This window comes from Methylobacterium sp. TK26, from assembly GCF_055361565.1.
In genome coordinates this window covers 4,195,466-4,215,553 of record NZ_CM143965.1, presented here as the reverse complement: position 1 = coordinate 4,215,553, position 20,088 = coordinate 4,195,466, and the positions used below count along the sequence as shown (strand labels likewise).

The 20,088-nt window shown below is 70.9% G+C and carries 19 protein-coding genes; 10 read left to right on the top strand and 9 right to left on the bottom strand.

Annotation, left to right across the window (positions count from 1 at the left end; translation table 11 throughout):
* Positions 1-304: 304 nt before the first annotated feature.
* On the top strand, positions 305-3,352 hold the full coding sequence (locus ACXJ1Y_RS20540; protein ID WP_463847936.1) for a penicillin-binding protein 1A: 3,048 nt from the start codon (positions 305-307) through the stop codon (positions 3,350-3,352).
* Between the two features lie 26 nt (positions 3,353-3,378).
* Positions 3,379-4,449 (top strand): hypothetical protein, encoded by a 1,071-nt coding sequence (locus ACXJ1Y_RS20535; RefSeq protein WP_463847935.1) that lies wholly within the window; start codon positions 3,379-3,381, stop codon positions 4,447-4,449.
* Positions 4,450-4,452: 3 nt separating this feature from the next.
* Here ACXJ1Y_RS20535 and ACXJ1Y_RS20530 read toward each other — a convergent pair whose 3' ends face one another.
* Entirely contained in the window at positions 4,453-4,668 is a 216-nt protein-coding gene (locus tag ACXJ1Y_RS20530) for a hypothetical protein (RefSeq protein WP_463847934.1), read from the bottom strand.
* Between the two features lie 242 nt (positions 4,669-4,910).
* On the opposite strand from ACXJ1Y_RS20530, the gene ACXJ1Y_RS20525 reads away from it, so the two are divergent.
* Positions 4,911-5,159 (top strand): hypothetical protein, encoded by a 249-nt coding sequence (locus tag ACXJ1Y_RS20525; RefSeq protein ID WP_463847933.1) that lies wholly within the window; start codon positions 4,911-4,913, stop codon positions 5,157-5,159.
* A 102-nt stretch (positions 5,160-5,261) separates the two neighbouring features.
* Complete coding sequence (locus ACXJ1Y_RS20520) at positions 5,262-5,846, top strand: hypothetical protein (protein ID WP_463847932.1); 585 nt, start codon at positions 5,262-5,264, stop codon at positions 5,844-5,846.
* Here ACXJ1Y_RS20520 and ACXJ1Y_RS20515 read toward each other — a convergent pair whose 3' ends face one another.
* Positions 5,847-6,425, bottom strand: coding sequence for a polysaccharide biosynthesis/export family protein (locus ACXJ1Y_RS20515; protein ID WP_342162824.1), 579 nt, complete (start codon positions 6,423-6,425; stop codon positions 5,847-5,849). It abuts the gene before it with no gap.
* 185 nt (positions 6,426-6,610) lie between these two features.
* Here ACXJ1Y_RS20515 and ACXJ1Y_RS20510 point away from each other — a divergent pair, with 185 nt between their 5' ends.
* Positions 6,611-8,842 carry a Wzz/FepE/Etk N-terminal domain-containing protein gene (locus tag ACXJ1Y_RS20510; protein ID WP_463847931.1) on the top strand — a complete coding sequence of 744 codons (2,232 nt, stop codon included), beginning with the start codon at positions 6,611-6,613 and terminating at the stop codon, positions 8,840-8,842.
* A 6-nt stretch (positions 8,843-8,848) separates the two neighbouring features.
* Here the strand turns inward: ACXJ1Y_RS20510 and ACXJ1Y_RS20505 are convergent, their stop codons facing one another.
* The 3 genes from ACXJ1Y_RS20505 to ACXJ1Y_RS20495 form a co-directional block, all read right to left on the bottom strand.
* Positions 8,849-10,057 carry a GNAT family N-acetyltransferase gene (locus ACXJ1Y_RS20505; protein ID WP_463847930.1) on the bottom strand — a complete coding sequence of 403 codons (1,209 nt, stop codon included), beginning with the start codon at positions 10,055-10,057 and terminating at the stop codon, positions 8,849-8,851.
* A gap of 122 nt (positions 10,058-10,179) precedes the next feature.
* Complete coding sequence (locus ACXJ1Y_RS20500) at positions 10,180-10,515, bottom strand: hypothetical protein (RefSeq protein ID WP_463847929.1); 336 nt, start codon at positions 10,513-10,515, stop codon at positions 10,180-10,182.
* A 108-nt stretch (positions 10,516-10,623) separates the two neighbouring features.
* The gene (locus tag ACXJ1Y_RS20495) at positions 10,624-10,827 is read right to left on the bottom strand and encodes a DUF2842 domain-containing protein (RefSeq protein ID WP_243958525.1); all 204 of its coding nucleotides are present in this window, start codon (positions 10,825-10,827) and stop codon (positions 10,624-10,626) included.
* Positions 10,828-10,983: 156 nt separating this feature from the next.
* On the opposite strand from ACXJ1Y_RS20495, the gene ACXJ1Y_RS20490 reads away from it, so the two are divergent.
* From ACXJ1Y_RS20490 to ACXJ1Y_RS20480, 3 genes are all read left to right on the top strand, one after another.
* Positions 10,984-12,096 (top strand): COX15/CtaA family protein, encoded by a 1,113-nt coding sequence (locus ACXJ1Y_RS20490; RefSeq protein WP_463847928.1) that lies wholly within the window; start codon positions 10,984-10,986, stop codon positions 12,094-12,096.
* A gap of 150 nt (positions 12,097-12,246) precedes the next feature.
* Positions 12,247-12,930 (top strand): PAQR family membrane homeostasis protein TrhA, encoded by a 684-nt coding sequence (gene trhA / locus ACXJ1Y_RS20485; protein WP_463847927.1) that lies wholly within the window; start codon positions 12,247-12,249, stop codon positions 12,928-12,930.
* 113 nt (positions 12,931-13,043) lie between these two features.
* On the top strand, positions 13,044-14,558 hold the full coding sequence (locus ACXJ1Y_RS20480) for an undecaprenyl-phosphate glucose phosphotransferase (RefSeq protein WP_463847926.1): 1,515 nt from the start codon (positions 13,044-13,046) through the stop codon (positions 14,556-14,558).
* On the opposite strand, the gene ACXJ1Y_RS20475 is transcribed toward ACXJ1Y_RS20480, so the two are convergent.
* The gene (locus ACXJ1Y_RS20475) at positions 14,552-15,787 is read right to left on the bottom strand and encodes a penicillin-binding protein activator (RefSeq protein WP_463847925.1); all 1,236 of its coding nucleotides are present in this window, start codon (positions 15,785-15,787) and stop codon (positions 14,552-14,554) included. The genes ACXJ1Y_RS20480 and ACXJ1Y_RS20475 overlap by 7 nt on opposite strands.
* A gap of 138 nt (positions 15,788-15,925) precedes the next feature.
* Here ACXJ1Y_RS20475 and rsmI point away from each other — a divergent pair, with 138 nt between their 5' ends.
* Entirely contained in the window at positions 15,926-16,861 is a 936-nt protein-coding gene (gene rsmI, locus ACXJ1Y_RS20470) for a 16S rRNA (cytidine(1402)-2'-O)-methyltransferase (protein ID WP_463847924.1), read from the top strand.
* Positions 16,861-17,241, top strand: coding sequence for a YraN family protein (locus ACXJ1Y_RS20465; protein ID WP_463847923.1), 381 nt, complete (start codon positions 16,861-16,863; stop codon positions 17,239-17,241). Before rsmI ends, ACXJ1Y_RS20465 begins: the two co-directional genes overlap by 1 nt.
* Positions 17,242-17,247: 6 nt before the next feature.
* Here ACXJ1Y_RS20465 and ACXJ1Y_RS20460 read toward each other — a convergent pair whose 3' ends face one another.
* From ACXJ1Y_RS20460 to ACXJ1Y_RS20450, 3 genes are all read right to left on the bottom strand, one after another.
* Entirely contained in the window at positions 17,248-17,637 is a 390-nt protein-coding gene (locus tag ACXJ1Y_RS20460) for a response regulator (protein WP_463847922.1), read from the bottom strand.
* 291 nt (positions 17,638-17,928) lie between these two features.
* The gene (locus tag ACXJ1Y_RS20455) at positions 17,929-19,071 is read right to left on the bottom strand and encodes a L,D-transpeptidase family protein (protein WP_463847921.1); all 1,143 of its coding nucleotides are present in this window, start codon (positions 19,069-19,071) and stop codon (positions 17,929-17,931) included.
* Positions 19,072-19,153: 82 nt separating this feature from the next.
* Positions 19,154-19,972 carry an extensin family protein gene (locus ACXJ1Y_RS20450; protein ID WP_463847920.1) on the bottom strand — a complete coding sequence of 273 codons (819 nt, stop codon included), beginning with the start codon at positions 19,970-19,972 and terminating at the stop codon, positions 19,154-19,156.
* Between the last annotated feature and the right edge of the window lie 116 nt (positions 19,973-20,088).

The window sequence follows — 20,088 nt, the reverse complement described above, 5'->3', positions numbered from 1 at the left end:
GACGCCCCGTGCCTTGCTTGCTGCAACGCGTCATCGTACTTGTTGCATCGCAGGAACGCGATGGCGTCGCGGTCCTGTTGCCCTTCTTGGGCGTTTCCTCCCTAGACTTCGGGCCGCTCCTTCGGGGGTGGCCTTTTTTCTGTCCGGGGCGCGGAAACTAGCCGTGGCGGCGCAGGGCCACAAGCCCGTCCCCCCGTGGTCCACCGCGTAGGCCGGCATCATAAAACAGCCGCGTTGTGCACGCCCTGTTCAGGCGGGACTCCCCAACGTCCCCTGAGACCCGCGTCCCGCCGCCCCGGCCTGTATGAACATCATCCTCATCAAGCTGTTCGCGACCGCCCTGACGCTGAGCCAGGTGACGACCCGGCCGGATTCGCTGCGGACGCAGTTCGATCCGGCCAAGGACGGGCCGGAGGTGGTGCGCATCCTGCGCGACGGCTGCACCCACATGCGCAAGGCCTTCGACATCGAGGATATCAACCTCGACGACCTGATCTCCACGGCGATGGAGGACCCGACCAGCGTCGCCGGCCCCACGGCGCCGAAGATCCTGCACGGGCTCGATCTCAACGAGCTGAATACGAGCTACAAACAGTTCTGCAAGGGTGAGGACCCGCCGAACTCGCCGTTCGACGCCAAGGCCGTCATCGAATTCTACGACAACGCGACCAAGGACCTGCCGGCCGCCGAGACCCTGCGGGACAAGGCCCTGCCGGGAATGAGCCGCATCCTCGACGCCTCCGGTAAGCCCTTCGCCGAGACCTTCGAGCCGAACGCCCGGCGCCTCGTCGTGCCGATCACCGCCGTGCCGCCCCTGGTGCAGAAGGCGTTCATCGCCGCCGAGGACAAGCGCTTCGAGAGCCACCACGGGATCGACGAGCGCGGGGTGATCCGCGCCTTCATCGCCAACCTCGCCTCGCCGGGGCGTCCGGCCGGCGGCTCCACCATCACGCAGCAGGTGGTGAAGAACCTCTCGGTCGGCGACGACGTCACCTACGAGCGCAAGATCCGCGAGATGATCGTGGCGGCGCGGCTGGAAAAGCTCCTCACCAAGCCGCAGATCCTTGGCCTCTACCTCAACGGCATCTATCTCGGCCGGGGCGCCTACGGCATCGAGATGGCGGCGCAGAGTTATTTCGGGAAGCCGGTCTCGGACCTCACCCTGCCGGAAGCCGCCCTTCTCGCTGGAATGCCGAAGGGCCCGAACTTCTACAGCCCCGACAAGTATCCCGAGCGCGCCCGAGAGCGCCGCGGCTACGTGCTCGCGCGGCTGAAGGAAGAGAACGTCATCACCGACGCGGAGTTGGCCAAGGCCAACGCCGCCGATCTCGGGCTGAAGCCCGTGGAGATCACCCGGCGTGATTCCGGCTTCTACCTCGTGGACTACCTGTCGCGCGAAGCCCGCACGGTCGCGGGGCTCGACAGCCTGACCTCCGCCTCCTTCACCGTGAAGGCGACGGTGAACGCGCCGCTGCAACGCGCGGTCGAGACCGCGTTGCAGGACGGGCTCGCGACCTACGAGCGCTCCACCGGCCGCCAGACCTTCACCGGCCCGGAACTCAACCTCGCGGACAGCGTCCGCCGGATCGAATCCGCCGCCCCCGCGCCGGAAGCCTTGTCCCAGGCTGCCCCGGCGGTGACGGGTGCCAAGCCCGAGCTTCCGAAGCCTGAGCCGGCGAAAGTTTCCCGCAAGGGCAAGGCCGCCCCGGCCCTCGTCGCCGGCAAGCCGGCCTGGCAGCGGGCGCTGGAGAGCGCCCGGCCCTCGCTCTACGACGTGCATTGGCCCCTCGCCATCATCCTCGAGGGCGGCAAGGGCGCGGTGAAGGTCGGGCTCGAGGACGGGCGTGTAGCGGCCCTCGATCCCGGCATCGCGCGCGGCAAGCTTCAGCCCTACGACGTGGTGCGGGTGAAGCTCACGGAGGGGCGCGGGGCGCCTAGGGCGCAGATCCGCGTGAAGCCGACCGTCCAGGGCGCGGCCCTGGTGCTGGAGAACAAGACCGGCCGCATCCTCGCCATGGCGGGGGGCTTCTCCTACCCGATGAGCCAGCTGAACCGCGTCACCCAATCGGTGCGCCAGCCGGGCTCGACCCTGAAGCCGCTGACCTATCTCGCCGCCCTCAATGCCGGGCTCCAACCGAACACGCTGGTGCTCGACAGCGCCGTGACCCTCCCGCCCATCGGCGGTGTCGGCGATTCGTGGTCGCCGAAGAACTACGAGGGCGGCGGCGCCGGGCCGACCACCCTGCGGCGGGGCCTCGAATTCTCGAAGAACCTCGTCACCGCCCGCCTGCTTCAGGGCGGCATCGCCCCGAAGGCACCCGACAGCCTCAAGCGCGTCTGCGACATCGCCCTCGAGGCGCAGATCTACGCCGAGTGCGAGCCCTATTACCCGTTCGTGCTCGGCGCGCAGCCGGTGCGAATGCTCGACCTCGCCGGCTTCTACGCCGCCGTCGCCAACGAGGGCATGCGGCCGACGCCCTACGCCCTCGAATCCGTCGAGCGCGACGGCAAGCCGGTCTTCACCCATCCGAACCGCGAGCCGGTGCGGATCGGCTCGGCCGACCGGGTGGCGTTCTATCAGCTCAAGACCATGCTCCAGGGCGTGACCCAGCACGGCACCGCCGCCGCCCTCGCCAAGATCTCGAACAGCGTCGCGGGCAAGACCGGCACCTCCGAGAACGAGAACGACGCGTGGTTCGCGGGCTTCTCGAACGAGATCACCGTCGTGGTCTGGGTCGGCTACGACAACGCGGACGGCACCCGCCGCACCCTCGGGCGCGGCCAGACCGGCGGGCATGTCTCCGTGCCGATCGCGGGGGCGATCTTCCAGGCGGCCTGGGCGAACGGCGTGCCGCGCACGCCCCTGCGCGGCCCCTCCCCGGAGACGCAGCCGCTCATCGCCGACATCGCCATCGATCCGCGCAGCGGCACGCCGGGCGCGGGCAGCTTCATCGAGCATTTCCGCACGGGCGGCGGCGGCCAAGTGGCCGACACCCGCTACAAGCTCCTGCCCCGCGAGGCGATCTACGCCATGCGGCCGGATTCCGACGACGGCGACCTCGCCGGGTCCGAAAACGGGGCCGACGTGGCGGGCGACCTCTTCGGCAACATGACCGGCGAGCGCTCCCGCCCCGACCTCCTCGACCCCTTCGGCGATCGGCCGGCGCAGCAGCGCAGCCGCCGGGCCGGCGCCGACTCCTACGGCAACCCCTACGGCACCAGCGGCACGGAGGACCCGTACCGCCCCTGGCCCGGCCAGACCAACCGCTCCCCCTTCGGCGACGACGACGCTCCTCGCCGCCCCCGGCGCCGCGATCCCGACTACCTGTTCGGCGACGACCCCGGCTTCTGACGCCCGATCCCCCGTCCGAGATGACCATGCCGCGCCCGCAGAACCCTGCCGCCCTCGCCCTCGCCCTGAGCCTCGGGGCCGCCTGCCCGCCCGCGCTGGCGCAGACGACGCCCGCCGCCAACACCGCACCCGCCCCGGCCTCCGCCGGCCGCATCCGCGAGGTGCCTTCGGTGGTGGCGGTCGATCCGGCGTCGCTGAAGCCGGGCGAAATCCTGTTCACGGACCATCAGGACAAGGCCGGCGGGGCCGAGAGCGGGCTGATCCCCTATCTCGACTGGCTGAAGGCGCGGCCCGCCGAGGCCCAGGCGCTCTCGCCCTATCCCGGCTACAAGGAGCCCGACTACACGGTGACGCTGAACGGGGTGAGCAAGCCCCGGCACGAGACCCTGAAGGTCTATGTCGCGGAGGGCCGCTTCGTGGTGGCGCGCCCGGCCGAGAGCATCGACCTCAAGGCGCTGGCCAACCTCGGCTTCGTTCAGGCGATGGACCCGGCGATCAAGCACCGCGTGATCGCCCCCGCCGACGTCACGCCGACCAAGGACCCCGCCGCCGCCTTCGCGCAGCGGCCCGACAAGCCGTGGTGCGAGGGCGCCTCCGCCTGCATCGAGTCGCGCTACGACCTCGAAGGCAAGCTGCCCCTCGGCGTGCGGCTCGCCAACAAGCTCGAGGAGGGCTCGGCCAAGAAGATCGCCGAGTTCGTCTCGTTCCAGAGCGAGCTGCGCCTGCGCGATCCGGCCCAGGCCGTGTCGCTCACGGCGCTGACCAAGGTCGAGAGCCCGCCGGCGGGCGATCTCGAACAGACGATCTTCTGGGTCAACCAGATCCTGCGCTTCGGCAAGTTCCTGGCGGTGTTCCAGCCCATGCCGAACGATCCGCAGAAGACCGTCGTCACCGCCTACGTCGCCCTGGCGATCAAGGGCGACGTCCTCGACCGCAAGGCCGAATACGCCCGCGTGCCGGTGCTGAAGAACCTGCTGCCGGCGCAGGTGCTGATGGGCAAGTCGACCTTCAACACCGGCACCTCGATCAGCGCCGGCCTTCCAGTCTACGCCCGCAACCGCATCGCCGCCTTCGCCGATGCGGTGGGCAAGCGCTGAGGCTTACATCCCCCGGTTGGCGATCGTCGGCAGCGTCGGCTGCGTGTAGGCGCGGTTGACGTCGCGCCGGGTCTGCGTGCCGTTCGTGTTGCCGGAGGCGCGGTAATTGTCGAGGCTGAAGCTCTCCGCGAGGCCGCTGCTGCGGCCGCCATCGGTGCTGGAGCAGGCGCAGAGGCCCATGGCCGCGACGGCGGCGAGGGTGATGGGGAGAAGACGCATCGCGGACCTCGATGGAAATGGCGGCCGACCTTAACCGGCGCAGGTCGGCAAGGTCAGGCCCCGGCGCACCGCGTCAAGGCTTCTTCCCATTCGGTGAAGCGGTTTGCGCCATCTGCGAGGCTCTTCGGCCACGGAAAACAAACCACTCCACCGCTTTCGGGCCTACGCGGGGGGCCAATGTGTTGAACGGGGGGGCCTCCCCCCTGGCGAAGAGGCCCGGTTTTGGGCGACAAGGGCTGGCGATGAGCAATGTCCTGCCCTTCCGCCCGCGTCCGGCCGTCGCGACACTCGCCCGCTGCGAAGTCGTCGCCGTCGCCGGAGACCTCCTCACCCTGCTGGAGCAGCTTGAGGACGTGAGCGCCCGCGCCTCCGCCACCGGCCGCCCGCCCATCGAGGTCGAGCGCACGGTGCAGCATCTCCTCGACGCCGTCTCGGCCGTCGAGCGCGCCCTCGATTGCATCGGCGAGGGCGAGCAGGTCGCCCCGGCCTGAGCCGGAACCACCCGATACCCGCCTAGGTTGTAGCGGCGAAGCGGCGCAACCGGAGCGGGGCGGATGCCATCTCGGACTGCAAGGGCGGCGTGCGTCGCCGCATTGACGATCATCACATGCACCACCGCCCATGTGGCGACGGTCCATGCCGCCGAGGGCGGTTTCCTCGAAATGCTGTTCGGCGCGCGGCCCGCGCCACAGCCGGAGCCTCAAGCTGCCGCCCCGTATCCTGGCGCGCAGCCGGTGGCCCGGTCGCGGCATCTCGGCTTCGGCCGGCACAAGCTGAAGACCCGCTACGCCGCTCTGCCGGTGAAGATCCACGTCAGCGACCGCCAGAAGCCGCTGGACATGAGCAACGGCGCCGCCGCCGCCCTGCTGAAGGACGAGACCCTTCGGCCCGGCGACATCGTGGTGTTCAAGACGGGCGCGCAGGTCTTTTCCGGCCGCACCGGCCGTCAGCACGTGATGAGCGATTTCGAGCCGGTGAAGCAGTCGGCGCTGGTCGATCGCAAGACGCGCCAGCTCCTCGCCTCCATGACCCAGCCGGCCGGGGTCCTCCCCGCCGACGAGGCGAGGCGGATGGTCGCGCGGATGCGCAAGGCCACCCCCGCCAAGGCCGAGGTGAAGGCGCAGGTCGCCCGTTCGGAGGAGATGCGCGTCATCAACCCCTGGCGGACGGCGCCCTGATCAGAAGAAGCGCTCCTTGACGACGATCGTGTCGCCGGGGCGCACCGCGTAGGTCATCGGCACGATGCCGGAGACGAGGCCCGACGGCGTGGTGCGGGTGAGCACCGCGTAGTCGCGGGCGGCACGCGGGTTGAAGCCCGCCGCGATGGCCACCGCCGTCTCGACGGTCATGCCGTTGACGTAGGCGTACTGGCCCGAGGTCGTCACCTCGCCGAGGATGTAGAACGGCCGGTAGGCATCCATCTCGACGGTGACGTGCGGCTCGCGCACGAAGCCCGAGGACAGCTTGCCCTCGATGGCCCGCGCCGCCTGACCCGTGGTCTGGCCGCCGACCTGCACGGCGCCGATCAGCGGCATCGCGATCTTGCCCGCGCCGTCCACGGTGTAAATGTTCGACAGGTTGTCCTGCCCGAAGACGATCACCCGCAGGCGGTCCCCCGCCGCGAGGGTATAGCGGGCGCTGATCGAGCCCGTGCCGGTGGCGTCGAGTTCGCTGGTCCGAAAGTCGGGACGCAGGCAGCCCCCGAGCGCGAGGCTGGTGCCGAGTGCGAAGACAAGTGCGCGCCGGTTCATCACCATCGCCGTGTTGTGAATGCCGATGCAACCGCTGGTACGGTGTTAAGGTTAACGAACCCTATCCAGCTCAATCAAAACGTGTCTCGACAGAATTCACAACGCGATTAACGGTCAGGCAACCTTAACGCTTTCAAATGTGGGTTGCGGCTTCAAGGCCGCCCGGACCACTTTTGCGTAAAGAGCTGCCCATGTCCCGGATCAGAATGCGTAAAACCGCCTCCGCATTCCGGGCGGCACGGCGTGAAGACGGCGTGACCGTCGCGCAGGCTCCGAACAACCTGCGCAAGTCTCTCGCCTGGGTTGTCATGCCGACCGCTTTGGCCGCCCTCGGCGCCGGCGTGGCCGTGAACGTCGTCCCGCCCCGCTATACCGCCGAGACCCAGCTCGTCCTCGAAAGCCGCGAACCGGCGACCAACGCCGTCCTCGACGCGCAGGCGGCGGCGAACCGGGTGATGGCGTCCCGCGACATCGCCCGCGAGGCGATCAAGCGCCTGAAGCTCGTGGGCAATCCCGAATTCGACGCCACGGCCAGCGAGATCGGCCCGGTGCGGCAGCTGATGATGCTCCTCGGCATCGGGGCGAACCCGTTCGACCGGCCCGCCGAGGACCGTGTGACCGAGGCCTATTTCGACCACCTGACGGTCTCCCCCGCCGGCAAGCCGCGCACCCTCACCGTCGCGTTCGACGCGAAGGACCCGGCGCTGGCCGCCGAGGCCGCGAACACGGTCGCGCAGCTCTATCTCGCCTCGCTGACGGACGACCGGGCCGACACCGTCCGCTCCGCCTCCACCGCGCTGAACGGCACCGTCACCGCCCTTCGCCGCAAGGTCGCCGAGGCCGAGGCGAAGGCCGAAGCCTTCCGCGCCAAGTACGGGCTCATCGCCAACGCCGACCGAGCGGGGCTGCCCCTCTCGGCGCAGCAGCTCTCCGAGGTGTCGGGCCAGCTGGCCCAGGCCCGGGTGCTGCGCGCCGACATCGGCGGCCGCGTCGCCGCCATCAAGGACCTCCTGAAGGACGGCCGCGCCTACGAGATCACCGACGTCGCCAACAACGAGATGCTCCGGCGCACCATCGAGACCCGGATCACCGTGCGGGCGCAACTCGCCCTGGAATCGCGGACGCTTCTGCCGGCGCATCCGCGCATCAAGGAACTGAAGGCCCAGCTGGAAGACCTCGACGCGCAGATCAAGACGGCCGCCGAGCGCACCGTGCGCACCCTGGAAAACGACGCCAAGGTCGCCGATGCCCGCGTCACCAGCCTTCAGGCCGCTGTCGACGGGCAGCAGAGCACGATGGTGAAGGGCAATGCCGGCGACATCGAGCTTCGCGCCCTGGAACGCGAGGTGAAGATCCAGCGCGAACAGCTCGACACCGCCCTCGGCCGCGTCCGGGAGGCCGAAGGCGCCGCGCCGGCCGAGGCCCGCATCGTCTCGCGGGCGGTGGCGCCGTCCGTGCCCTCCTTCCCGCAGAAGCTGCCGATCGTCGGCTTCGTCACCCTGCTCACCCTGCTGCTCAGCCTCGGCGGCGTCCTCGCCCGCACCCTGCGCGGCAAGCCCGCCACGGTGGCGCTTCCCGAGACTCGCCCGGAAGAGGCCGAGACCGTCACCCCCGTGGCCGCCAACCCGTTCCTGTTCCCCGAGGCGATGCCGGCCAAAGACTGGGCCGAGCCCGTCGCCGCCGAGGCCGAAGCGCAGCCCGAGCCGGTCGCCGAAGCCGAGACGGTCGAGGTCGAGCCCGTGATGGAGGCCGAACCCACCCCGGTGGCGGCGCCGGTCGCGGTCGCGGTCCCGGCGGACGGCTTCGACCTGACGCCCCTCATCGAGCGCCTGTCGCGGCGTCCGGTCATCGCCGACGCCCCCGAGGGCCGGATGGTCGTGCTGATGGAGACCGATCAGGCCGCCATGCCGGCCCTGACGGGCGCCCTGGCGACCGCCTTCGGCCGCGACGGCAGCGTCCTCGTGGTGGACCTCGCCGGGCCGGACGGCGCGTCCGAGCAGGCGGGCTTCACCGACGTGGTCTGCGGCGATGCGGATTTCGTGGAGGCGATCCAGGCGGACGGGCCGGGCGGCGCGCACCATGTCGCCGCCGGCATCGCCCCGGCCGGGCTGCTGTTCGAGGAGCCCGGCGCCCTGGCCTTCACCCTGGAAGCCATGGCCGAGGCCTACGAGTGGGTGATCTGCCGCCTGCGCCCGCAGCCGGAGGCCGCCGAGCTCCTGAGCCTCGTGGCGACGCTCGCCGACAGCGTGGTGATCGCCTCGAACGCCGACCCGGCCGACGAGACCCTGGCCGACCTCTACGCCACCGCCCTCGAGGCCGGCGCGGGACAGGTGCTGATCGCCCAGGACCGGCCCAACGCCGAGCCCCCGGCCGAGCAGCACGAGGACATCGTCTACCCCGAGTTCCACCTCAAGGCGGCGTGAGGGGCCTCAGCCCCTCCGGCGAAGCAGCGAACGGACGCGCGAAGCGGCGGCGAAGAGGCGGGGATCGCCCTTCACCCGCCGCTTCACGCGCGTCAGGGCCGTGCGGACGAGGGCGTAGGCGTGCCCCCGCAGGCTCACCGGCCACACGGTCTCCACCAGCGCGATCGTCTCGTCGCAGATGCTCGCCTTGTAGCGGGCCTCGCCGACGCCGAGGTCGAAGCTCAGGCGCCCCCGCGCGGTCTGCTCGCCCACGAGGTGGTGGAGCAGCAGGTCGCCGGGACTGAACCGGCTCACCTCCGGGTCCGCGTCGAACGAGGTCATCATCCCGCTGTAGCGCGGAGCGTTCACCGCGCCGCCGAACACCGCCAGGATGCGACCCGTGCCGACCACGCGCAGGGCGTGAACCTCCATCGCCGGATCGTCGCCGGACGCGGCCCGTTCGAGGAAGCGGCGGATCGCCTCCGGCGCGTAGGGGTCGAGGATGCCCAGCCCCGCGAGGCGCGCCGCCTTCTGGCGATAGAAGGCCGCGAGGATGGCGCGGGCCTCCCCGCCATCGGCCGCCCGGTGATACGCGATCTCGCCCAGCGCCTCGATCAGCCGCTTCTCCTTGGAGCGCAGCTTTTTGCGGGCGTCGGCGCTGAACACGCGCCGGATCGTGGAATCCGGGTCCGGCCCGAGGACGAGGCCGTAGGCGTCGCTGGCCTCCGGCTCGCCGCCCCGCGCGAGGGGGTTCGGCGCGCCCTCCCAGAGGCGCGGCTGATGCGCGAAGGCGAAGGCGTCGATCCCCGCCTGCGCCCCGGCCGCGACGAGGGCGGCCCGGACCTCTTCGGCCGGCACGGCGGCGGTGTCGCGGGTGAAGAGCGGCAGGTGGTAGTTGGCGTGGGTGTCGCCCACGGAGCGGGCCAGGGTCAGGCCCTGGCGTACCTGCACGACCAGGGGCATGAGCATCCGCACCCGCCCGGCCTGATCGCGCAGGATCGCGACGCGGGCATGCTCCATGTCGCCGGTCTCGGAGAGGTAGGACGAGGACCACGCGAAGCGCTGGTAGGGTGAGGCGAGGCAATCGGGCGCCGCCTCGAAGGCGCGCCACAGGGCTTCGGCCGCGCCGAGCCCGGGCAGGATCTCGGCGCTCAGCACGGGGAAGACGCCCGGCGCGGACCTGACGGCCTCATCCCCGACCCTCCGCTCGCTCTGCCGGTGTACGATCGCCACCATCGTCTCCTCCACCAAGGCCGGACGATCTGAGGCGGAGCCCCTGAAGCGGGGGTTTACCAATGGGCCGGGAGGCACCAACCTGCGGATGTAATCACGCGGTTTGGGTAACGCTTAGTTGCCACTCAGCGGCGGCGGTGGCGGCGGTACTCGCCGGTGCTGAACATGGCGTACTGGCGTCCGTGGCGGCGATAGCGGCGGCCCCGGCGCGGGGCGGCATCGGCCTCCTGCTGCATCTCGGCGGGGGTGGCCTCCGGCAGGGCGGGCGCGGCGGCGGCATCGACCGAGGCGTAGCCCGCCGCGACGTTCTTCGCCGCCGGGCCGAACATCGCCAAGCACTGGTTGTAGGCGAGATCGTTCTTCAGGCGCTCGCACTCGCCGATGCTCCGGGGCGTCCCCTGTGCCAGGGCTGCGAACGGGACGAGGCACAGGATCGACGCAACGAGACGCGTTTGGGACATGCAGCCGGGACTCATGGGACAAGCGCGCGACCGCGACGTGCGAATCGCTCAAGCTCTGTCTCGGCTGCGAGTGCGGCAAAAACGAGGGGCGGTGTGCCCCCGCACAGGCTAATCGGGCCGTTCCATCCACTTGATGAGCGGCATCAGCGGCAGGATCCAGCCGATGCCGAGGATCGAGTAGAGCACGGCCTGGATCGGGGCCGGCGTCTCGGCGATGCGGCTGTCGGCGAGCGCCATGGCGATGGGCGCGTAGAGGCAGACGAAGGCGAGCATCCCCACCGTCCCGACCAGCACGCGGATGCGTCGCGGCATCGCCCCCTCCCCTCCTCGACCTGCGCCAGGGGCTAACCTCCTGATGGAGCGGAGGCAACCGGCGCGTTGCCGCGCGGGGGCGATGCGGCGCCACGCGCGTTGCCCGCGCCCGGCCGATCCCTTAACCCCGGCGGGAACGATGGCGCGGAGGACCGGATGGGCGCGAGAGCGGAACGGGGGACGGGCGGGGCATCCTCCGCCGTGCGCCTGTGGCTGGCGGTGGTGGCGGCCCTGGTGATCGCCATGGTCGCGGTCGGCGGGGCGACGCGGCTCACCGGATCGGGCCTGTCGATCACCGAGTGGCGGCCGGTGACGGGCGTCATCCCGCCCCTGTCGGAGGCCGATTGGGCTGCCGAGTTCGCCAAGTACCGCGACACGCCGCAATACAACATCCTCAACCAGGGCATGGGCCTCTCGGCCTTCAAGGTGCTCTATGGCTGGGAATGGAGCCACCGCCTGCTCGGGCGGCTGCTCGGCCTCGTCTTCTTCCTGCCGCTCCTCGTGTTCTGGTGGAAGGGCCTGATCCGCCGACGCCTCGGCTGGGGGCTGCTGGCCCTCGGGCTGCTCGGCGGCCTGCAGGGCGCCATCGGCTGGATCATGGTCGCCTCCGGCCTCCAGCCGGGCATGACCGCCGTCGCCCCGCTGAAGCTCGCCCTCCATCTCACCACCGCGAGCCTGATCCTCGCGGGCCTCGTCTGGCTCGCGGCGGGGGAGCGGCCCGGCGCCCTGGCTCCGGCGCCCTCGCGCCTGCGCGCCACCGCGCTGATCCTGCCGCCGCTCGTCCTGGCGCAGATCTTCCTCGGCGGCCTCGTCGCGGGCTCCCATGCCGGGCTCGTCTACAACACATGGCCGGACATGGACGGGGTGCTGATTCCCTCCGCCGACCACCTGTTCGCCGTGCGTCCCTGGATCGAGAACTTCGTCGACAACCACATGCTCGTGCAGTTCGACCACCGCCTCGTCGCCTACCTGCTCCTGGCGGTCGCCCTGCTGCACGCGGCCGATGCGGTGATCGCGGCGCGGGGCATGGCCGTCGCCCGGCGGGCCCTCGTCGTCGCCGCCTTCGTCCTCGGCCAGGCCGGGCTCGGCATCGCGACCCTGCTGCTGGCGGTCCCGCTCTGGGCGGCCCTGGCGCATCAGGTGATGGCGATGTTCGTGCTCACCGCCGCGACGATCCACGCCCGCCTCAGCCGGGGCGTGACGGCCGGCGCCGCCGTGAAACCGGCGGCGGAACGCGCCTATCCCGGCCTCGCGGCCCGTGGGGCGTAAGCTTTTTGCCCTGCGACATTCGTACCGCAGGGCACAAAACACTGCTTATCCACGATAAACCCAGGTTGGTCCCTTATTGCGCAGTCTTCGCATGGAACAGTGTAATCACTTCAGGATTACGCTCCTGCGTGTTGTGCAGGAGGCTCCGCGATGTCTCTCGCAGAGGACGGTCGTCCGGTCACTTTGACGTGGAATTACACCCCGCGTGAGATCCTCGCCGATGGGATCGTTCATGGCCTGGGGGTCGCCCTCGGGGTCCTGGGGGCGGGAACGCTGATCCTCACGGCCCTGAGCGCCCACCTCGCCTTCGGGGCGCAAGCCGCCCTCTTCGTCTATGCCTGCGCCCTGGTGCTGATGCTCGGGGTCTCGGCCACCTACAACCTCTACCCGGTCGGCCCCCGGAAGTGGCTGCTGCGCCGGGCGGACCATGCCCTGATCTACCTGATGATCGCGGGCACCTACACGCCCCTCGTCACGCTGGTCGGCTCGGGCCCCGTCGCCTACGGGCTGCTGGCAGTGATCTGGGTGGTGGCGCTCATCGGCATCGCCGTGAAGCTGTTCCTGCCCGGCCGGTTCGACCGGCTCTCCATCGCCCTCTATCTGATCCTGGGATGGAGCGGGCTGTTCGCCTATGAATCGGTGATCGCCGCCCTGCAGCCCACCGCCCTCTGGCTGCTCGCCATCGGCGGCGCGCTCTACTCCATCGGCGTGGTCTTCCACGTCTGGCGGACGCTGCCCTTCCAGAACGCGATCTGGCACGCGTTCGTCCTCATCGCCACGGCCTGCCACTACGGCACGATCTGGTCGAGCCTGCACGGCACCACCCTCGGCTAGGCGCCCCGCGCTAGCGAAGACGGAGGATGCAACCTTCGGCTTTAAGCATTCCGTGAAACAACCGTGCGAGCCTCGGGCGACACGCTCAGTGAACGAGGCTGGAAGACGGCGCGATGAGTGCTTTCGACGTCCGCGACATCATGAAGGCGGCAGGCCCCGCATCGGCCAATGCCGGCACCGGAGTGGGGGCCCAGGACAGGCCCCTGAGGGTCGAACGGCCGAAGGCGGTCTCGCCCCTGGTGCTGTGCGGCACGGTGCGGATCCTGGAGGCCGTCACGCTCCTCGGCTTCGGCGTCCTGCTCTACGCGGTGATGCTGCACGGCCGCATCGCCTCGGTGACGACCTATGCCGCCGCGATCGCCCTCGTCCCCGCCGCGACCGTCGCCATCGCGCAGGCGGCGGGCGCCTACCGGCTCCAGGCGATGCGCGGCTTCGTGCGCATGGCGATCCGCATGGTCGCCGCCTGGACCACGACCTTCCTCGTGCTCGCCGCGTTCCTCGTCTTCGCCAAGTTGGCGGACCAGACCTCGCGGCTGTGGCTCGCCACCTACTATGCCGGGGGCCTCACCCTGCTGCTGGGCGGGCGGCTGGTGCTGTCGCGCTACGTGGAAGCGCATACCCGCGCCGGGCGGTTCGACCGCCGCACCGCCATCGTCGGCGGCGGCGAGGCCGGCGAAACGCTGATCTCCGCCCTCTCGGCCCAGCCGGATTCGGGCATCCGCATCGTCGGCGTGTTCGATGACCGCAACGACGACCGCTCCACGGACACGGTGGCCGGCGTGCCGAAGCTCGGCAACGTGGACGACCTCGTCGCCTATGCCCGCCGCCAGCCCCTCGACCTGATCGTGTTCACGATCCCGATCACCGCCGAGGGGCGCATCCTGCAGATGCTCGCCAAGCTGTGGGTGCTGCCCATCGACATCCGCCTCTCGGCGCATGCGGCGAAGCTGCGCCTGCGGCCCCGGAGCTATTCCTATCTCGGCTCGGTGCCGGTGCTCGACGTGTTCGACAAGCCGATCGCCGATTGGGACGTGGTGATGAAGGCTGCCTTCGACCGCTGCGTCGCCCTCCTCGCCCTCATCGCCCTCTCGCCGATGATGCTCGGCGTGGCGCTCGCCGTGAAGCTCACCTCGCGCGGGCCGATCCTGTTCAAGCAGAAGCGCCACGGCTTCAACAACGAGCTGATCGAGATCTACAAGTTCCGCTCGCTCTACGTCGATCAATGCGACCCGACGGCGAGCAAGATCGTCACCAAGAACGACTCGCGGGTCACGCCGGTCGGCCGCTTCATCCGCAAGACCTCGATGGACGAGCTGCCGCAGCTGTTCAACGTGCTGAAGGGCGACCTGTCCCTGGTCGGCCCGCGCCCGCACGCCGTCGAATCCCGGCAGGCCGACACCCTGTTCGAGCAGGTGGTCGACGGCTACTTCGCCCGCCACCGGGTGAAGCCTGGTATCACCGGCTGGGCGCAGATCAACGGCTGGCGCGGCGGCACCGACACGCCCGAGAAGCTGCAGCGCCGCATCGAGCACGACCTGTACTACATTGAGAACTGGTCGGTGCTGTTCGACCTGCGGATCCTGCTGATCACGCCCTTCGCCCTGCTGAAGACCGAAAACGCCTACTGAGGCGCCGCAGCCGCCAAGCCCGGCTTGCCGAGAACCCTCGGGGCCGGGCTCACCACGCTCACCGCGTTGTCGCGGATCTCGTAGACGGCGAGTGCCCGGTCGCTGGTGCCCTCGGGGCTGAAGCGGAACGTGCCGTCGAGGCCGGCGAAGCCCGAGGCGCTGGTCAGCGTCAACTCCGCGAAGCGCTGCGTCCCGAATTGCCGGGTCAGCGTCGCGGAGAGCATCACCGCATCGTAGGCGAGCGAGGCGACGCGGGGCGGGATCGCGCCGAACCGCGCCTGGTACCGCGCGCTGAAGCCGGAGAAGCCGCCCCGGTCGGGGGCGGCGAAGCGCCCGCCCTGCAGCGCCGGCAGGGCGAACAGGGCGGGCTCGTTCCACGGGGCCGTGCCGACCGGCCTGACCTTCGCGGGCGAGAAGCCGGCCCCCGTGAGGGCGGCGGCGACGGCGGGCAGCCCGTCGGCGGTCTCGGGGATGAACAGGACGTCGGCGGTGGCGCGCGGCCCGGTGATCACCCCGGAGAGCCGCTTCACCGCCTCGCCCGGCGCCCCCGCCGGGTAGCGCTCGATGGCCGCGACCCGCGCCCCCCGGTTCGTCACCGCCTCGCGGAACTGGGCCTCGACGGCGTTGCCGTAGGCGGTCTCGGGGATCAAAGCCGCGAAGGAGCGGCGGCCCGAGGCGACCTCCTCCTCCACGATCCGCGACACTTCCGGCTGCGGCAGGAAGCTCAGCAGGTAGACGCCGCGCGAGGCGACGCCGACATCGGTCGAGAAGGCGATCATCGGCTTGCCCGCCGCCCGCGCCGGCACGGAGGCCGCGCGGACGTTGCCCGCGAAGAGCGGCCCGAGCACGAGGTCGGCCCCCGCCTTCAGGCTGCGCTCCGTGGCGCTCGCCGCCCCGGCGGGCGTGCCGCCGTCATCCTCCACGAGGAGGGTGAGATCGGGCTGCTGGCCCTCGTCGTAGGCCAATTGGGCGGCGTTGCGCAGGGCCGCGCCGACGCCGGCCCCCTGCCCCGTCAGGGGCACCACGAGGGCGACCTTCACGCTGCCGCTGCCGATGCGCTCGCCCGCGAGGGCGGGGCCCGCCGCCGGCTCCAGGGGGGCTTCGGCCACGGGTGCGGGCGGCGGACGCTTGCGCGCCACCCTCTCGGTGCCGACGCAGCCCGACAGCGCCGTGGTGCAGATCAGCACGGCCGGAACGACCACACCTCGCGAGCGCGGTGCCTGCGCCATCGGAGGTTCTCCTCAGAGGAAATCCGGGGGAAGCCTGTCGGTCCTTGTCCGGCTTGTAAATGCCGGTTGCACCTCTTCCCCCGTTCTCCACTTACCCGGCGGCGACGCGGGAGCCCGCCTGTGGCAATCTCGCCATTGATGAACCGTCGAATCGATCCCGCGCGGCCGGCTTCCGCCCGCAGCAGCACCTTCACCGCCTTCGGCCTCGCGAGCGAGGCGGAGCCCCTCCCCCCCGGATTGCACATCGTCGCGACACCCATCGGCAACCTGCGCGACGTCACCATCCGCGCCCTGGCGACGCTGGCCGCCGCCGACGCGGTGCTGGCCGAAGACACCCGCGTGACGCGGACGCTCCTGGCCCATTACGGCATCACCACGCCGCTGGTGGCCTATCACGAGCACTCCACCGACGCGGTGCGCGAGCGGATGGTCGCCCGCCTCAAGGCCGGCGAGGCGCTGGCCCTCGTCTCCGATGCGGGCACGCCCCTCGTGTCGGACCCCGGCTACAAGCTCGTCCAGGCGGCGATCGAGGCCGGCATCGGCATCGTGCCCGTGCCCGGCCCCTCGGCGGTGACGACCGCCCTCGTCGCGGCGGGCCTGCCGACGGACCGCTTCTTCTTCGAGGGCTTCCTGCCGCAGAAGGCCGGCGCCCGGCGCAACCGGCTCGAAGCCCTGGCGCAGGTGCCGGGCACGCTGGTCCTGTTCGAATCCCCCCACCGGCTGATCGAGATGCTGGCCGACGCCGCCGCGACCCTGGGCGCCGACCGCGCCGCCGCCGTCACCCGCGAATTGACGAAGCTCTACGAGACCGTGCGCCGCGACAGCCTCGGCAGCCTCGCCGAGCGCTTCGCCTCCGAGCCGCCGCCCAAGGGCGAGATCGTCGTGGTGATCGGCCCGGCCCTGCCCCAGGCGGCCGGGCCCGAGGACGACGCCGCCCTCGACGCGGCGATCCGCACCGCCCTCGCCCGCCATTCGATCAAGGACGCGGCGAGCCTCGTGGCGGACGAGACCGGCCAGCCGCGCCGGCAGGTCTATGCCCGCGCCTTGGCGATCGCCCGCGAGGGCGAGGCTTGATGCAGGCCGCCCGGAGCGAGGCACGCCGGGCCGCCTACCGGCTCGGGCACCGGGCGGAATGGATCGCCCTGCTGGCGCTGATGCTGCGCGGCTACGTCCCGGTCGCCCGCCGGGTGTCCCTGGCGGGGGGCGAGATCGACCTGATCGTCCGCAGGGGCGGCACGCTGGTCTTCGTGGAGGTGAAGGCGCGGGCGCGGATCGACGCGGCGCGGGAGGCCATCGGCGCGGTGAAGCGGCGGCGCTTCTCGAAGGCGGTGCGGGCCTGGGTGGCCCGGCACCCGTCCGCGGCGGGCCTGACGCTGCGCGCCGATGCGGTCTTCGTCGGGGGGCGGGGCTGGCCGGAGCATTGTCCGGCCGCCTTCACCATCGAGGGGCTGTGAGGCCCGTCAGCCCTCGACCTTGCGCATGGCCCCGATCAGGGTGCGCTTCAGGTCCGCCTGGCTGAACGGCTTCTGCACGACGGGCCGGTCGCGGAAGGGCTCGCGGATGCCAGCGCCGCCATAGCCGGTCGAGAAGACCAGCGGACGGTCCCGCGCCACGATGGCCTCGGCCACCGGATAGATCGGCTCGCCCGCCACGTTCACGTCGAGGATGGCGACGTCGAACGTTTCCCGCGCCGCCATTTCGAGGGCCGTCGACAGCCGCGCCGCAGGTCCGACGACCGTGCAGCCGAAGTCGAGCAGCATGTCCTCGAGCAGCATCGAGATAGCGGCTTCGTCCTCGACCACGAGGACGCGGACACCGTTGAGCAGTTCGTCGTTGAGGTCAGCACTCACGCCGGGCCGTCTTCCATTCGCTGCCCCCGACGGGGTCGTTTCCGCGCGATAACATCGGTCTATTCGTACGCGAACCGCCTATTGGGGATCGCGAGACCTTAACGGTGGGTCGCCCGTTCCCGCTGGCGTGTCAAGCGACAGCTCGCCACGCCGGCCCCCTGCGGCCCAACCCTATGTTAAACTCAGATACATTCTCGATGACATGCGGCCGGAATGCAACCTGAGCCCCCGTCGAGAGGGCCCCGGACGGCGCCGCCGGCCACCGAGCAACCGGTACAGGCGTACTCTGGCCTAGTCGTCGGTGAAAGCAACCTTGGCCCCACGGGCGACGTGCTTGGCGAGGTCGCGGGCGCTCCAGTTCGTCAGCCGGATGCAGCCATGGGACTCGGTCTTGCTGACGCGCTCGGGCTCGGGCGTGCCGTGAATACCGTAGCTCGGGATGGCGAGATCGATCCAGACGAGGCCGACCGGGTTGTTCGGGCCGGGGCGGATCGAGAATTTCTGCTTCGTCTTCACCCCCTTGAACCCGTATTTCGGGTTGTAGGTGTAGACCGGATCGAAGGCGACGCCCTTCACCGTAGTCTCGCCGCTCGGCGCGGGCTTCTCGCTGCTGCCGATGGAGGCGGGGTAATAGGCGAGCAGCGCGCCGTCCGCGCCAAAAGCACGCACGTCGCGGTTCGTCTTGTCGACGCTGATGCGCTCGACCTTCGGATCCTGCGGCAGATCCTTGGCCTTCGGCTTGTCGAGGCCCATCGGCTCGACGCCGGCCACCAGGATCGTCGTGCCCGCCTCGTCGAACTTCTTGTCGGGGTTGAGGGCGCCGAGGAGGTCGCGGCTCATGTGGAACCGCTCGGCCAGCATCTCGCGGGCATTGGTGTAGCCGAGGGCGTCGAGTTCGGCCTGCTGTTCCATCTTGGGCGGGATACGGCGCTCGTAGGGGCCGTCCGCATCCTCCTTGGTGATCGTGTAGGTCTTGAGGGCCGGCGCGGAATCGCCCGATTGCAGGGCCTCCCATACCTCTTTCGTCAGATGATCGGAGGTGGGGAGCTTCCGCGCGGCGGCGAAGGCCGCGAGCGCCCGGTGGTAATTGTCGCCCTCGCGCCCGTCGATGGCGCCCGGGGAGAACCGCGCCCGGTCGAGGAGCACCTGCGCCCGCACGGTGATCGGCTGTGCCGGGGGCTCGCCCTTCTTCGTCTTGTCCTCGCCGGTCTTGCCTTCGCCGGTCTTGCCCTCGCTGGACTTGCCCTCGCCGGTTTTGCCCTCGCCGGTCTTGTCGTCGCCGGTCTTGCCCTCGCTGAAGGTCGCGGCGTTCACCGCCTCCTCCGTCAGCGCCGGGGCGGCGGGCTCCTTGGCCTTCGTCTCCTTCGCGGTGGCGAGGGTCGGCAGGGCCAGCATCGCCAGGACGGCCGGCACACTCAGCCACGGTCGCATCATCGTCGTCGGGCTCCCGGAGCGAACGGCTCCGACCGCCCTAAGCGTCGGAGGCGTGGCAGCGTTCCGGGTCGCTCTGTCGCATCTATTCGCACAGGCGGTGGCCGGCGTTCCGCTCGCGCTCGTCGAGATGGAGATGGTTGGCGTGGGCGGCGTTCGAACCCGGCCCGAGGACCGTGCGGAAGAAGGCGCAGGCCTTCGTGCGCGTCGTCTTCAGGAAGGTTGCCTCGGGGCCGTCGCCGGGCGTGTCCTTCACCAGCAGCGGCCCGCGCCCGGTGAAGGCGTAACCCATCACGTCCACGGCGTCGGCGAAGGCGTGCTCGCTGAGCTTGGCGTCGACGTCGTGGTTCTGGCCCCGGCACACATAGGTGCCGCCGAGGTCGAGGGCGGCGAGCGGCTTGCCGAGGGCGCGCTGCGCCTCGACCTGCACCTCGCTCGCCCAGCGCGCCAGCCCTTCGGCCGAGCGGCAGGTGAGCGTCGCGGCGGGCCGCAGGGCGATGCCGTCGGCGAGTTCCGTGACCTTCAGGGGCAGCGGCGCCGTGCATTGCCCCTCCGCGATGGCCGGAAGCGGCTCGAACCGGGCGCCGAGGCGCGCGAGGCGGGTCCGGCAGGCCTGATCGTCCGGCGGCGCCACCTTCAAGGCCAGCGCCGCCTCGCCGGACAGGTCGGCGGGCCGCTCCGGCGGCACCGGGGGCGGAACCGGCAGGGCGGCGGCGGGGGGCGGGGGCGTCAGCTCCGGCGGACGCGGCGGCGGGACAGGCGCCGGATCGGGAACGGGCGTGGAAGGGGGCGGCGGCGGGGTGAGTTCGGCCGGGCGCTCGGGCGGGGTCGGCGCCGCCGTGGCGGCCGAGACCGCGAGCAACGCGGCGCACAGGCCGATCGTGGTCGTGAGACGCCTGGCCATATCCCCTCGATCGCTTTTCCACCCGAGCCATAACGGCCGAGGCGCCGTTCGGATCGTTCGCCCCGGTTGCCGCAGGCGACGGATCGGCCCAGAACAGGCGCGACGGGCGCAGCGCC